Here is a 15,917-nt window from a genome sequence, read left to right as displayed (position 1 = left end):
TCCTCGAGTTTTTTTGTTTTATTAAATTGATAATTTTTCTGTATGTGATTTTTGCGTCTCCCGAACAAATGCTGACACGCCTGATCTAGTTATTTCCTTAATACCATATGGTTTCATTAAATCAATGAACGCTTCAATCTTTTCTGGATGTCCAATCACTTGGAATGTCGTAATATTTTTGCTCATATCCACGACTGTCGCTCGAAATGGTTCAACAATGCTATAAATTTCATTTCTGACGGATGGCGGAGTGACTACTTTGATAAGTGCCAATTCCCTCATGACAATCGCTTTATCTGTTATGTCATTAACTTTGATTACATCAATTTGTTTCTGCAGTTGTTTCAGTAGCTGCTCTAGTTTCCCTTTATCTTCAACATTGACCACAAACGTCATTTTCGACATTCCTGGCTGTTCAGTGTGGCCTACTGAAATACTTTCAATATTGAACTGCCTTTTCATTAAAAGACCTGTAACGCGGTTCATTACGCCACTTTGATTGATTACCGTAGCTGTTATAATGCGTTTCACTCGCCATTCACTCCAATCATCTCATTCAGCCCTCTGCCTGGTGCGACCATCGGATAAACGTTTTCCATTTGCGTTACTCGACAATCAATTAGCACAGGTTCATTTGAATTAATGGCTTCTGCAAACACTTTTTCTGCTTCTTCCATTGTTTCAACTTTGTATCCTTGAATATCATAAGCCTGTGCCAGTTTCACAAAGTCTGGTTGAACATGTAGTAGGGACTGTGAATAACGTTCTTCGTAGAATGTCTCCTGCCACTGTCTCACCATACCGAGACACCGATTGTTTAAAATGATAATTTTCACTGGAAGACGTAATTCCTGCAACAAGGATAATTCCTGCAAGGTCATTTGAAATCCTGCGTCTCCTACGATGGAGATCACTTTAGAATTTGGCTTAGCAAGTTGTGCCCCAATTGCAGCAGGGAAGCCAAAGCCCATTGTTCCAAGCCCTCCTGACGTTACCCAATTATGCGGATGATTAAATGAATAGTATTGAGCTGCCCACATTTGATGCTGTCCAACGTCTGTCGTGACGATTGCATCTCCATTCGTTAATCGGTGAATCAATTCAATTGCTTGCTGAGGAAGAATTCCTCGTTGTTTATCAGCCTTATAGTAAAGTGGATATTTCTCGGTGTTATCTGATAAAGTTTCCAGCCATTGTCTTGTATCTGGTCCTTCAAAAGTTTGATTTAATAGTGCCTGCAATGCTTCTTTAGCATCCGCCACAATCGGGATGGCAGTTGGGACATTCTTTCCGATTTCAGCAGGATCAATGTCAATATGAATCACTACTGCGTTAGGTGCAAAATGAGCAAGATTGCCAGTCAAGCGATCATCGAAACGAGCTCCTATATTTATTAACACATCGCATTCACAGATTGCTGTATTAGCTGTATAGGTTCCGTGCATTCCGGCCATTCCGAGAAACAGTTTGTGGTTTCCCTCGATACTTCCTAGTCCAAGTAATGTATTGGTCACTGGAATCTGATAGCGTTCCACAAATTCTTTCAATTCGTCCGTGGCTTTGGCAATTAGGATACCTGCACCTGCTAGGATGAGTGGTTTTTTGGATTGAGATAATACGTGTAGTGCTTTTTGGATTTGAAGGTAGTTGGGACTCAGAGTCGGTTGGTAACCGGGCAAATACACTTTCTTATCCTCGACTGCATTTGTTACGAACACCTCTGCGGAAATATCTTTCGGTATATCTACCACGACAGGTCCTGGTCGTCCTGTGGAAGCAATGTAAAATGCCTCCTTGATGATTCGCGGCAAGTCTTGTATATCCTTTACTTGATAATTATGTTTTGTAATGGGCTGCGTAATTCCTACAATGTCAGCTTCCTGGAAAGCATCCGTTCCAATCACTGAAGTTGCAACCTGTCCTGTAATAACCACTAACGGAAGTGAATCAAGCATGGCATCAGCAATTCCAGTCACCAGGTTTGTTGCACCTGGTCCCGATGTCGCGATTACAACTCCTGTTTTTCCGGAGACTCGCGCATAACCTTCAGCAGCGTGTATCGCACCTTGCTCATGTCTTGCAAGCACATGACGGATCGGATTTTTATGAATAGCATCATAAATCGGTAGCACTGCTCCTCCCGGGTATCCAAAAATCAAATCGACACCTTGCTGTTTTAATGACTGAATCAAGACATCTGCGCCTCTGAATTCTAGTTTCTGTTGGGTTACATCTGTTACCTTCATGCTTACTTTCAATCCGTCCGCCTCCTTTTAATAGTTCTAGTGAAATAAAAAAACAAAAAAGCTTTTTCATCCCTACACAAAGAAACATGTTCTTTGTATAGGGATGAAAAAGCTTCATGGTACCACCCTATTTCACTGCGTAATCGCAGCCTCATGGACAAGCATTGCTTATCCGTTGATAACGATAACCTATTGATGCAGATTACCGGGAGAGCCTAAACGGTATATACCTTTCAGCACTCCACTCAGAGGGGATGTCGCAAATGGGTGTATTACCGGCTTCCACCTATACCGGCTCTCTGGGAATACACATTCCACTTACTTTAACCTCGTCATTGATTTTCATAATATTGTTTTTTTATAAATCATTTTCTATAAATACTTTTCAAGAAAATTTATCTAGATGGGTTATTCTATTGCCGAGTTTCTAACTATATGACAGTGTGATAATATTCATTTCTTCTCATCTTTCAGTTCGATGAGAATTTACACCTAATTAATCTAGATCATTAATTAAGTAATCTCAAAGCAATAAACTTCTCAATTTCTCAACTTGGTAAAAGTAAATTGTTGCTATCGTAACGTCTAATAAATTTCCTGTCAATCGGTACTTTTTCACTTATCAGTTAATTATGAATATTCACTAAAAATGTATGCGTTTCCATTGTTATTAGATTAACGTTTGTAAAAAACATAAATATTTTAAATTTAATTTTAAAGAATTATAAAAACAAGCGGAAATCAAGGAGGTCATTCTTCTGCAAAAGGTAGCCTGTTGATTTCCGCTACGGCGGACGCTTTTCGCGGGCATGGCTTCAGTCTCCTCGTCACTGCAAAAACATGTGCTCCTGCGGTTACTCGTCGCAAAGATACTGGCCTTGGCCAGTATCTTTCCTGTGGGGTCTTCAGATCATGCACCTGCCGCTTCGCTTTCGGTGCAGAAAACATCTGCTATTTCCGCAGAAGTCGCCACCTGGCTTCAATCAAATAATATAAATGGCAACTACGATTATAGGTTGGTTCTACTCTAGCTTAAATTAATAATCATTTATTCGTGTCTACACAATAAGCAATTGATGGATTGTAGTGGAAGGCGGCGACTCCAGCGGGATCAGCGGGACAGGTGAGACCCCGCAGATCGCGAAGCGACCGAGGAGGCTCACCGCCCGCCCCGCGGAAAGCGTCCGCCTGAAACGGAAATCAACATTATTAATGAATCATCTTTTTGTCCAAAGTACCTGAAACACTGGGTTTATGGAACTAAAATTATATACTTTCTTAAAACGCAAAAAAAGACCTTGCCAGCGTCCCGGCAAGGTCCTTCGAAATTGTTAATTATTTAGTGATAGTAGCAACTACACCAGCACCAACAGTACGTCCACCCTCACGGATAGAGAACTTAGTACCTTCTTCAAGCGCGATTGGAGCGATAAGAGAAACTGACATTTCAATATTGTCTCCAGGCATAACCATTTCAACGCCTTCAGGTAAGTTACAAACACCAGTTACATCAGTTGTACGGAAGTAGAACTGAGGACGGTAGTTAGTGAAGAATGGAGTATGACGTCCACCCTCTTCTTTTGAAAGAACATAAACTTCTGCTTTAAATTCAGTATGTGGAGTGATTGAACCTGGTTTAGCCAATACTTGTCCACGTTGGATATCTTCACGAGCTACTCCACGAAGTAGAGCGCCGATGTTGTCACCAGCTTCTGCATAGTCAAGAAGTTTACGGAACATTTCAACACCAGTTACGATAGTTGATTTTGGTTCTTCAGCGATCCCGATAATATCAACAGGATCTCCAACTTTAATAGTTCCACGATCTACACGACCAGTAGCAACTGTACCACGACCTGTGATTGAGAATACATCCTCAACAGGCATCATGAATGGTTTGTCAGTTTGACGTTCTGGAGTTGGGATATATGAATCAACAGCGTCCATTAATTCAACGATTTTTTCTTCCCATTCTTCTTCGCCTTCTAATGCTTTAAGAGCTGAACCTTTGATTACTGGAATGTCGTCGCCAGGGAAATCATAATCAGAAAGAAGATCACGAACTTCCATTTCTACTAATTCAAGTAATTCTTCGTCGTCTACCATATCACATTTGTTCATGAAGACTACTAAGAAAGGAACACCAACTTGACGTGAAAGAAGGATATGTTCACGAGTTTGTGGCATCGGGCCATCAGCAGCAGATACTACTAAGATTCCGCCATCCATTTGTGCAGCACCAGTGATCATGTTTTTAACATAATCGGCATGTCCAGGACAGTCAACGTGTGCATAGTGACGAAGTGCAGTTTCATACTCAACGTGAGAAGTGTTGATTGTGATTCCGCGCTCTTTTTCTTCAGGAGCGTTATCGATTTGTGCATAGCTCATTGCAGTACCACCAGAACGTTTTGCAAGAACTGTAGCGATTGCAGCTGTTAAAGTTGTTTTACCATGGTCAACGTGACCGATTGTACCAATATTTACGTGTGTTTTAGAGCGATCAAATTTAGCTTTACCCATTATAGAAGTCCTCCTCAAAATTATAATAATTAGTTTTAAATGAATGATGAGGGACTAGTACCCTCATCACCCATATGCTTACAAAGTAGTTATACAAGATAAAAAGTTAATATTCAATAATTAACCTTTATTTTTTTTGATAATTTCTTCAGAAATTGATTTTGGTACTTCTTCATAGTGATCAAAGTGCATTGAGAACACACCGCGACCTTGCGTGTTAGAACGCAATGAAGTTGCGTAACCAAACATTTGTGCAAGTGGAACCATTGAACGTACTACTTGCGCGTTTCCACGAGCGTCCATACCTTCAACACGTCCTCGACGTGATGTAATGTCACCCATGATATCACCAAGGTATTCCTCAGGGATAACTACTTCTACGCGCATAAGAGGCTCTAGAAGTACCGGGCTACATTTTGATATTGCGTTTTTAAGTGCCATTGAAGCAGCAATTTTAAACGCCATCTCATTCGAGTCAACATCATGGTAAGATCCGTCGAATAGACGAGCCTTGATGTCAATAAGTGGGTATCCAGCAATTACACCATTGTTTAAAGAGTCACGAAGACCTGCTTCAACAGCTGGGATGTATTCACGAGGAACACTACCACCGACGATTCCGTTTTCGAATTCAAAACCTTTACCTTCTTCGTTTGGAGAGAATTCAATCCAAACGTGTCCGAATTGACCACGTCCACCAGATTGGCGAACGAACTTACCTTCAACTGAAGCTGATCCACGGAATGTTTCGCGGTAAGAAACTTGTGGCGCGCCCACGTTAGCTTCAACCTTGAATTCACGACGCATACGATCAACGATAATATCAAGGTGAAGTTCACCCATACCAGCGATGATAACTTGGCCAGTTTCTACGTCAGTGTGAGCACGGAAAGTTGGATCTTCCTCTTGAAGTTTTTGTAAAGCTTGACCCATTTTATCTTGGTCAGCTTTTGACTTCGGCTCTACAGATAACGAGATAACTGGTTCTGGGAATACCATAGACTCAAGGATAACAAGGTGTTTTTCGTCACATAATGTGTCTCCAGTAGTTGTATCTTTAAGACCAACTGCTGCAGCGATATCACCACAGTATACTTCAGCAATTTCTTCACGAGAGTTAGCGTGCATTTGTAGAATACGACCTACGCGTTCACGTTTACCTTTTGTTGAGTTTTGTACGTAAGACCCTGAAGATAGAACACCAGAGTAAACGCGGAAGAATGTTAACTTACCAACGTAAGGGTCCGTCATAACTTTAAATGCTAATGCAGAGAAAGGTGCAGAATCCTTAGGTTCGCGTAAAACTTCTTCTTCAGAATCCGGAAGTGTACCCATCATTGGCGGTACATCTGTCGGAGCTGGAAGATAGTCGATTACTGCATCTAACATCATTTGTACACCTTTGTTTTTGAAAGCAGTACCAAGAACTACAGGGAAGAATTCTACATTAAGCGTACCTTTACGGATAGCAAGTTTTAATTCTTCTTTTGTAATTTCTTCAGCATTAAGGTATTTCTCCATTAATGCTTCATCAAACTCGGCAACACCTTCAATTAACTTCTCGCGCCATTCGTTTGCAAGTTCGATATGTGTTTCAGGAATTTCTCTCACTTGGATGTCTGTTCCTTCATCATTACCAAAGAAAATTGCATTCATTTCGACTAGGTCGATAATCGCTTCGAAGTCGTCTTCAGCACCAATTGGTAACTGAATCGGATGTGCATTTGCTGCTAAACGATCAAGGAGTGTTCCTACAGAATATAGGAAGTCAGCTCCGATTTTATCCATTTTGTTTACGAAAACAATACGTGGTACGCCGTAAGTTGTAGCTTGGCGCCATACTGTTTCAGTTTGTGGTTCAACACCAGACTGTGCATCAAGAACCGTTACAGCACCATCAAGTACTCGAAGTGAACGTTCAACTTCAACAGTGAAATCTACGTGCCCTGGAGTATCGATAATGTTTACGCGGTGCCCTTTCCAAGCAGCTGTTGTTGCAGCAGAAGTGATCGTGATTCCACGCTCTTGCTCTTGCTCCATCCAGTCCATTTGTGAAGCACCTTCGTGCGTTTCACCAATTTTATGGATACGACCTGTGTAATAAAGGATACGCTCAGTAGTTGTTGTTTTACCAGCATCAATCTGAGCCATAATTCCAATATTTCTTGTATTCTCTAAGGAGAATTCTCTAGGCATATTGTATTTCTCCTTCCATTATTAGAATGAGTAGTGGATGAAAAATCCTACCAGCGGTAATGAGCAAACGCTTTGTTCGCTTCCGCCATTTTGTGCATATCTTCACGTTTCTTAACAGAACCACCAGTGTTGTTAGAAGCGTCAAGAATTTCATTAGCTAAACGCTCTTCCATTGTTTTCTCCCCACGAAGACGAGAATAGTTTACTAAGTAACGAAGACCTAATGTAGCACGACGTTCTGGACGAACTTCGATTGGCACCTGATAGTTAGTACCACCAACACGGCGGGCTTTAACTTCAAGTACTGGCATGATGTTTGCAAGAGCAGCTTCAAATACTTCTAAAGAATCTTTACCTGAACGTTCTTGAACAAGTTCAAAAGCTCCATAAAGAATTTTTTGAGAAGTACCTCTTTTACCATCCACCATTAATTTATTGACTAAACGAGTTACAAGTTTTGAATTGTATATTGGATCTGGTAACACGTCACGTTTGGAAACAGGACCTTTACGAGGCATGTGTTTTCCTCCTTTCGAAAAAATCTATGATTTTATTTTGTATTAACTGTTATTAGCTTTTTTTAACTTTAGGGCGTTTAGTTCCGTATTTAGAACGGCTTTGCATACGGCCAGTAACACCAGCTGTATCAAGAGCACCACGTACGATATGGTAACGTACACCCGCTAAATCTTTTACTCGTCCTCCACGGATAAGAACAACACTATGTTCTTGTAGGTTATGACCTTCACCCGGGATATACGCAGTAACCTCTAGTAGGTTAGTTAAACGTACACGCGCATATTTACGTAACGCTGAGTTTGGCTTTCTTGGTGTCATTGTACCAACACGTGTACAAACCCCACGTTTTTGCGGTGAATTAACGTTTGTTAACGTTTTTTTAGAGCTGTTATACCCTTTATTCAAAGCAGGTGAGTTTGATTTTACAGTCTTGGATTTACGAGGCTTACGTACCAATTGGTTAATTGTAGGCATCGATTATTCCTCCCTTCTTCTGATCGTTGTAATACCACACATCCAGGTGGTTCATTTTTGGGTAAAAAACAAAGTCTTTGTGTGTTCACACACAAAAACTGTTACACAGTAATTGCAACAACTGCTGCACCTACTTGAAGTCCGCAGGCTTTACCAAGTTCTATTCTAGACTCTACATAACCAATCTTCACACCGTTTTCTTGTGCTGTCTGAATAGCGGGTTGGGTGATTCGATTGTCAGCATCACGAGCCACTAAAATTTCTTTTACAAGGCCACCATGGATTGCTTTTACTGTTTGCTTAGTACCGATGACGGTTTTCTTCGCCTGATTTACTTTTTCATAAGACATTTTGCATATCCTCCAAAGACCCAGACCTTCAACTATCAACCTTAAACATGGTATCATTCATAATTTTTTCTGTCAACCTGTTTTTGTTGAAAAGCATAGCAGACCGAGAGAGATCGACTCCGATGTTGGAACAACGAATGTGCGATTAAGCCTGTGAAGCTAGACATAAATACCGGGGGGTTATTTTATTAACCCCGCCGGATTGAATTAAAATAAATTTATTCAGCGCTCACTGCTACTTCAGTTTCGTTTTTCTTCGCATCAACAATCTTGATTTGACGGTAACGTTGCATACCGGTACCCGCAGGAACGAGTTTACCAATAATAACGTTTTCTTTCAAGCCAAGTAGTTCATCGCGTTTCCCTTTAATTGCCGCGTCAGTTAACACACGCGTAGTTTCTTGGAATGACGCTGCCGATAAGAACGATTCTGTTTCAAGTGAAGCTTTTGTAATACCGAGAATAACTGGGCGACATGTAGCAGGGATTTTCCCACTTAACACGGCTTCCTTATTCGCTTCTGCAAATTGGTGAATGTCTAGTAATGAGCCAGGTAATAGCTCAGTTTCGCCAGCCTCGATTACACGCACTTTACGAAGCATTTGGCGAACCATTACTTCGATATGTTTGTCACCGATTTCTACACCCTGCATACGGTATACTTTTTGAACTTCTTTCAACAAGTAAACTTGTACTGTTGAAACATCTTTAACTTTTAACAATTCTTTTGGATCGATTGAACCTTCTGTTAATACTTCACCGCGTTTAATTTGATCATCTAATTGAACTTTCAAACGACCATTATACGGAGCAAGGTATTTACGTGTTTCAACATCACCTTGAACTGTAATTTCTTTTTGACCTTCACGAATTTCTTCAATCATAGAGATAACTCCAGTAATTTCAGAAATAACCGCTTGACCTTTCGGGTTACGAGATTCGAAAATCTCTTGGATACGTGGAAGACCTTGTGTAATATCGTCTCCAGCAACACCGCCCGTATGGAACGTACGCATTGTTAACTGCGTACCTGGTTCACCGATCGATTGGGCAGCAATAATACCAACTGCTTCTCCAACTTCAACGTCTTCACCAGTAGCTAAGTTAGTACCGTAACATTTTTTACATACCCCGTGTTTCGTGTTACATGTAAATGCAGAACGAATTGTAAGTTCTTCGATTCCAGCATCCAAAATAACGCGAGCTGCGTCTTCTGTAATTAAAGCATCTTTCGCCAAAATAACTTTTTTGGTTTCTGGATGGTAAATTGTTTTACGAGTATGACGACCAACAATACGCTCGTCAAAACCTTCAATAATTTCTGTGCCATCCATTAATGCGCCAATCAATAAGCCACGGTCCGTTCCGCATTCATCTTCACGAACAATAACATCTTGAGCAACGTCAACTAATCGACGTGTTAAGTAACCTGAGTCAGCAGTTTTAAGTGCTGTATCCGCAAGACCTTTACGAGCACCATGTGTCGAGATGAAGTATTCAAGAACTGTTAAACCTTCACGGAATGATGATTTAATTGGAAGTTCGATAATACGACCGGCTGGATTGGCCATCAAACCACGCATACCTGCAAGTTGAGTAAAGTTGGATGCGTTACCACGCGCTCCAGAGTCACTCATCATGAAGATTGGGTTTAAATTGTCTAAGGATTTCATTAGTTTTTCTTGTATTACATCCTTAGCTGCACTCCAATACGAAATAACACGATCATAACGTTCTTCTTCTGTAATCAAACCACGACGGAATTGCTTCAGAACTTTATCTACTTTATCTTGAGCTTCGTCTAATACTAAACCTTTATCTGGAAGTACCACGATATCTGAGATACCAATTGTAATACCAGCACGAGTTGAATATTTGAAACCAAGGTTTTTCATACGGTCAAGCATTCTAGACGTTTCAGTAATATGGAAACGTTTAAATACTTCAGCAATAATGTTCCCAAGAATTTTCTTCTTGAAAGGTGATACAAGTTCCTCTTCGGCAATATGTTTTCTTATATTAGTCGTAGTTGGAACAAAATATTTAGACGGCGTTTCAACTTGAAGGTTGAAGTCCGTAGGTTCGTTAATGTAAGGGAAAGTTTCAGGTAAAATTTCATTGAAAATCACTTTACCTACAGTTGTTAATAACAACATTTTGTTTTGTTCTTCAGAGAATGTTTGGTTATTCAATGAACCTGCTGAAATTGCAATACGTGTATGCAAATGCGCATGTCCGTTTTGGTATGCAATTAATACTTCATTTGGTCCGTAGAATGTAGAACCTTCACCTGTTGCACCTTTACGCTCAAGTGTTAAGTAATAGTTACCTAAAACCATATCTTGAGATGGTGTAACAACTGGTTTTCCATCTTTAGGATTCAAAATGTTTTGTGCAGCTAACATTAGTAAACGAGCTTCTGCTTGCGCTTCTGCTGATAAAGGAACGTGAACTGCCATTTGGTCACCATCGAAGTCAGCGTTGTAAGCTGTACATACCAGTGGGTGAAGACGAATTGCGCGACCTTCTACTAATGTTGGTTCGAAAGCTTGAATACCTAAACGGTGAAGCGTCGGTGCGCGGTTTAATAAAACCGGATGCTCCTTAATGACGTCTTCCAATACATCCCAAACTTCTGAATGCATACGTTCAATTTTGCGTTTCGCACTCTTAATGTTGTGAGCTAAGCCACGTTCAACAAGTTCTTTCATAACAAATGGTTTGAATAATTCAATTGCCATTTCTTTTGGAAGTCCACATTGATACATTTTCAAGTTTGGACCTACAACGATAACCGAACGACCAGAGTAGTCAACACGTTTACCTAGTAAGTTTTGACGGAAACGACCTTGTTTCCCTTTTAACATATGTGAAAGTGATTTCAATGGACGGTTACCCGGCCCAGTAACTGGACGGCCACGACGACCATTATCAATCAATGCATCAACAGCTTCTTGTAACATACGTTTTTCGTTTTGAACAATGATACCTGGCGCGCCAAGATCAAGTAAACGTTTTAAGCGGTTATTACGGTTGATAACACGACGATATAAATCATTTAAATCAGATGTAGCAAAACGACCACCATCTAATTGCACCATTGGACGTATTTCTGGCGGTATTACTGGAAGGACATCTAAAATCATCCAATCAGGTTTGTTACCAGAGTTACGGAATGATTCAACTACTTCTAGACGTTTAATGGCACGTGTACGTCTTTGACCTGCAGCAGTTTTAAGTTCTTCTTTCAGCATTTCAGTTTCTTTTTCAAGATCTAAATCTTGAAGAAGACGCTTAATAGCTTCAGCACCCATTGCAGCATAGAATTTCTTGCCATATTTTTCACGGTATGCACGATATTCTTTCTCAGACAATAGCTGCTTGCGTTCAAGCGGTGTATTTGCAGGATCTACAACTACATAAGAAGCAAAATAAATGACTTCTTCTAAAGAACGAGGAGACATATCAAGAATAAGTCCCATACGACTTGGAATTCCTTTGAAATACCAAATATGTGATACAGGAGCCGCTAATTCAATGTGACCCATGCGCTCACGACGTACTTTTGAACGTGTAACTTCAACGCCACAACGATCACAAACAACGCCTTTATAACGAACACGCTTATACTTACCACAATGACATTCCCAGTCCTTTGTTGGACCGAAAATACGTTCACAGAACAAACCATCTTTTTCGGGTTTTAGTGTGCGGTAGTTAATCGTTTCAGGCTTCTTCACTTCACCATACGACCAAGAACGAATCTTGTCTGGAGATGCTAAACCAATCTTCATGTACTCAAAATTATTAACGTCTATCAAGGAGCCTACCTCCCTTAGTCTGGGTCTTTAAAAGAATTTATCCACTTAGCTCAGGCGGATAACTTTTATCGAAATGGAAATGCGGGCAGGTATGGAGGCCTGCCCTTATTTCTTAAAATGTTTTTATATAAACCGTATCGGTAGCCTTTATTCGGCTGTACCTACCGGCACTCCGTCCGTTGCTGGCAGGATATTTAGTGCATCAGTTGGGTGAAGATCGTCTTCTTCATCCAAATCACGCAGTTCAATTTCTTCGTCGTCGATGGTTAACATCTTAACGTCCATACCTAAACTTTGAAGTTCTTTTATTAATACTTTAAACGATTCTGGAACTCCTGGTTGTGGTACGCTCTCACCTTTAACGATGGCTTCGTATGTTTTCACACGACCCACCACGTCATCGGATTTCACAGTCAAGATTTCTTGAAGTGTATAAGCAGCACCGTATGCTTCAAGTGCCCAAACCTCCATCTCACCGAAACGTTGTCCACCGAATTGTGCTTTACCACCAAGCGGTTGTTGCGTAACAAGAGAGTAAGGTCCAGTTGAACGTGCATGCAATTTATCATCAACCATGTGGGCTAATTTAATCATATACATAACACCGACAGATACACGGTTATCAAAAGGTTCACCAGAGCGTCCGTCATACAATGTTGTTTTACCATCACGGTTCATACCAGATTCTTCCATAGTGTCCCAAACATCATCTTCATTGGCACCATCAAATACAGGTGAAGCCATATGAATGCCAAGTTTACGAGAAGCCATACCTAAGTGTAGCTCTAATACTTGACCGATGTTCATACGAGATGGAACGCCTAGAGGGTTAAGCATGATATCTACTGGAGTACCATCCGGCATGAATGGCATATCTTCTTCTGGAAGAATACGCGAGATAACACCTTTGTTACCATGACGTCCAGCCATTTTATCTCCAACAGAGATTTTACGTTTTTGAACGATATATGCACGAACGAGTTGATTCACACCAGGTGGAAGCTCGTCGCCATCTTCGCGATTAAACACTTTAACGTCCAAGATAATTCCGCCGGCACCATGAGGTACACGAAGAGATGTATCACGAACTTCACGTGCTTTTTCACCAAAGATTGCATGTAATAATCGTTCTTCAGCAGTTAACTCAGTAACCCCTTTAGGCGTTACTTTACCTACTAAGATATCGCCATCGCGAACTTCCGCACCAATTCGGATGATTCCACGCTCATCAAGATTACGAAGCGCTTCTTCTCCCACGTTTGGAATGTCACGAGTGATTTCTTCTGGTCCAAGTTTTGTATCACGAGATTCTGACTCGTATTCTTCAATGTGCACAGAAGTGTACACATCGTCTTTTACAAGACGTTCACTCATGATGACTGCATCTTCATAGTTATAACCATCCCATGTCATGAATGCCACAAGTACATTACGTCCAAGTGCCATTTCTCCACGTTCCATAGATGGACCATCAGCTAGAATATCAAGAGGATTTACGCGATCGCCAACCTTAACGATTGGACGTTGGTTGTAACTCGTCCCTTGATTCGAACGAAGGAATTTTTGTAATTTATATTTTGTTAAATCGCCTTTAACTTCTTTGCCGTCGATTTCTTCAATACGACGAACTCGAATTTCTCTCGCTTCTACATGCTCAACGATACCTACAAATTTAGCAATAACGGCAGCTCCAGAGTCACGCGCATTCACATGTTCCATACCTGTCCCTACAAAAGGAGCTTCAGGGTTTAATAATGGAACTGCTTGACGTTGCATGTTCGCACCCATAAGGGCACGGTTGGAGTCATCGTTTTCTAAGAATGGGATACACGCTGTTGCGGCAGAAACTACTTGTTTCGGTGAAACGTCCATATAATCGATTGCACTACGTTTGAATACCGTGTTATCACCACGGAAACGACCAACAACTTCTTCATCAGTAAATTGTCCATCGTCATTTAGACGTGCATTAGCTTGCGCTACTACATAGTTGTCTTCTTCATCAGCAGTTAAATAGTCGATACGAGCCGTTACTAAACCTGTCTCAGGATCAACGCGACGATAAGGTGTTTCAATGAAGCCAAATTTGTTCACTTTCGCAAAACTAGAAAGCGAGTTAATTAGTCCAATGTTTGGACCCTCAGGTGTTTCAATCGGACACATACGACCATAGTGAGAGTAATGAACGTCACGTACTTCAAAGCCAGCACGTTCACGTGTTAAACCACCGGGTCCTAATGCCGATAGACGGCGTTTGTGCGTCAATTCAGCAAGCGGATTTGTTTGATCCATGAATTGAGACAACTGAGAACTACCAAAGAACTCTTTTATTGAAGCAATAACCGGACGGATATTGATCAATTGTTGTGGCACGATTGATTGTGTGTCGTTGATAGACATACGCTCACGTACTACACGTTCCATACGAGAAAGACCAATACGGAATTGGTTTTGTAATAACTCTCCTACTGAACGCAAACGACGGTTACCTAGATGATCGATGTCATCCGTGTTTCCAACGTTGTAAAGCAGGCCGAAGAAATAACTAACAGAAGAAATAATGTCAGCAGGTGTGATGTTTTTAATCGCATCTTCAATGTAAGCATTGCTGATAACATTGATTTCTTGTTGTGCTTCATTGTTTGGAGCAAAGATTTTGATTGTTTGTAACGTGATATCGCCTTCTAATACGCCACCGACTTGAGAGATTGTTTGGAATCCGATTCCATTCTCAAGATGTGGAATTAAACGGTCGAGTAAACGACGGTCAATCAATGAACCTTTTTCCGCTAAAATCTCACCAGTTTCTGGGTCAACAAGCGTTTCAGCCACTGTTTGGTTAAACAAACGGTTTTTGATGTGCAGTTTTTTATTCATTTTGTAACGACCTACATTTGCTAAGTCATAGCGTTTCGGGTCGAAGAAACGTGAGTACAGAAGACTTTTCGCACTTTCAACTGTTGGCGGCTCGCCTGGACGAAGACGCTCATAAATTTCAAGTAACGCTTTGTCTGTGCTTTCCGTATTATCTTTTTCAAGAGTATTACGCAAATATTCATTATCGCCAATAAGATCGATAATTTCTTGATCAGATCCGAAACCAAGTGCACGTAAAAGAACCGTTACAGGCAATTTACGCGTACGATCAATACGACAGTAGACTACGTCTTTCGCATCAATTTCAAATTCTAACCATGCACCACGGTTTGGAATTACTGTTGTTCCAAAACCTTTTTTACCGTTTTTATCTGTCTTATCATGGAAGTAAACACTTGGTGAACGTACTAACTGAGATACGATTACGCGCTCAGCACCGTTTATTACGAAAGTACCTGTTTCTGTCATGAGTGGGAAATCACCCATAAAGACATCTTGTTCTTTCACTTCATCTGACTCTTTGTTATAAAGACGTACTTTTACGCGAAGTGGTGCCGCATAAGTTACATCTCGTTCTTTGGATTCGTCGACTGGATACTTAGGATCCCCTAAAGTATAATCGATGAATTCAAGTGAAAGATTACCTGTGAAATCTGTGATTGGAGAAATGTCTCTGAACATTTCACGCAAACCTTCTTCCAGGAACCATTCATAAGATGCTGTTTGAATTTCTATTAAATTCGGAAGTTCTAGCACCTCTTTAATACGCGCAAAACTTCTACGCTCGCGGTGTTGTCCATACTGAACTAGTTGACCTGCCAACTCATTCACCCCTCAATAAAGCAATATTAGGACTTTTCGGCACACCATATTTAGTGTATGATGTCGAAAAGACAAAAAGAAAACGAGTT

The 15,917-nt window shown here is 40.8% G+C and carries 9 protein-coding genes; all 9 read right to left on the bottom strand.

Annotated features, from left to right (window positions below):
- Positions 1-21: 21 nt before the first annotated feature.
- Complete coding sequence (gene ilvN / locus AC3EA5_RS02430; RefSeq protein WP_488606941.1) at positions 22-531, bottom strand: acetolactate synthase small subunit; 510 nt, start codon at positions 529-531, stop codon at positions 22-24.
- On the bottom strand, positions 528-2,246 hold the full coding sequence (ilvB, locus tag AC3EA5_RS02425; RefSeq protein ID WP_488606954.1) for a biosynthetic-type acetolactate synthase large subunit: 1,719 nt from the start codon (positions 2,244-2,246) through the stop codon (positions 528-530). The genes ilvN and ilvB overlap by 4 nt, the downstream gene beginning before the upstream one ends.
- A 1,335-nt stretch (positions 2,247-3,581) precedes the next feature.
- Entirely contained in the window at positions 3,582-4,769 is a 1,188-nt protein-coding gene (tuf, locus tag AC3EA5_RS02420; protein ID WP_377733143.1) for an elongation factor Tu, read from the bottom strand.
- A gap of 120 nt (positions 4,770-4,889) precedes the next feature.
- Positions 4,890-6,965, bottom strand: a complete 2,076-nt coding sequence (gene fusA / locus AC3EA5_RS02415) for an elongation factor G (protein WP_488606940.1) — start codon at positions 6,963-6,965, stop codon at positions 4,890-4,892.
- A 47-nt stretch (positions 6,966-7,012) separates the two neighbouring features.
- Positions 7,013-7,483 carry a 30S ribosomal protein S7 gene (gene rpsG / locus AC3EA5_RS02410; RefSeq protein ID WP_377733141.1) on the bottom strand — a complete coding sequence of 157 codons (471 nt, stop codon included), beginning with the start codon at positions 7,481-7,483 and terminating at the stop codon, positions 7,013-7,015.
- A 52-nt stretch (positions 7,484-7,535) separates the two neighbouring features.
- Positions 7,536-7,958, bottom strand: a complete 423-nt coding sequence (rpsL, locus tag AC3EA5_RS02405; RefSeq protein WP_377733140.1) for a 30S ribosomal protein S12 — start codon at positions 7,956-7,958, stop codon at positions 7,536-7,538.
- Between the two features lie 101 nt (positions 7,959-8,059).
- Positions 8,060-8,308 carry a ribosomal L7Ae/L30e/S12e/Gadd45 family protein gene (locus tag AC3EA5_RS02400; protein ID WP_488606939.1) on the bottom strand — a complete coding sequence of 83 codons (249 nt, stop codon included), beginning with the start codon at positions 8,306-8,308 and terminating at the stop codon, positions 8,060-8,062.
- A gap of 218 nt (positions 8,309-8,526) precedes the next feature.
- A complete protein-coding gene (gene rpoC / locus AC3EA5_RS02395) occupies positions 8,527-12,129 on the bottom strand; it encodes a DNA-directed RNA polymerase subunit beta' (protein ID WP_377733138.1) in 3,603 nt (1,200 codons plus the stop codon).
- Positions 12,130-12,276: 147 nt separating this feature from the next.
- On the bottom strand, positions 12,277-15,828 hold the full coding sequence (gene rpoB, locus AC3EA5_RS02390) for a DNA-directed RNA polymerase subunit beta (protein ID WP_488606938.1): 3,552 nt from the start codon (positions 15,826-15,828) through the stop codon (positions 12,277-12,279).
- Positions 15,829-15,917 lie beyond the last annotated feature (89 nt).

It is taken from the genome of Paenisporosarcina sp., assembly GCF_057785155.1.
This window is presented reverse-complemented; position numbering and strand designations above follow the sequence as displayed.

Excerpts from the sequence above, each read along its gene's own strand:
- ilvB (WP_488606954.1), bottom strand. The coding sequence starts at position 2,246 with ATGAAGGTAACAGATGTAACCCAACAGAAACTAGAATTCAGAGGCGCA.
- tuf (WP_377733143.1), bottom strand. The coding sequence starts at position 4,769 with ATGGGTAAAGCTAAATTTGATCGCTCTAAAACACACGTAAATATTGGT.
- fusA (WP_488606940.1), bottom strand. The coding sequence starts at position 6,965 with ATGCCTAGAGAATTCTCCTTAGAGAATACAAGAAATATTGGAATTATG.
- rpsG (WP_377733141.1), bottom strand. The coding sequence starts at position 7,483 with ATGCCTCGTAAAGGTCCTGTTTCCAAACGTGACGTGTTACCAGATCCA.
- rpsL (WP_377733140.1), bottom strand. The coding sequence starts at position 7,958 with ATGCCTACAATTAACCAATTGGTACGTAAGCCTCGTAAATCCAAGACT.
- AC3EA5_RS02400 (WP_488606939.1), bottom strand. The coding sequence starts at position 8,308 with ATGTCTTATGAAAAAGTAAATCAGGCGAAGAAAACCGTCATCGGTACT.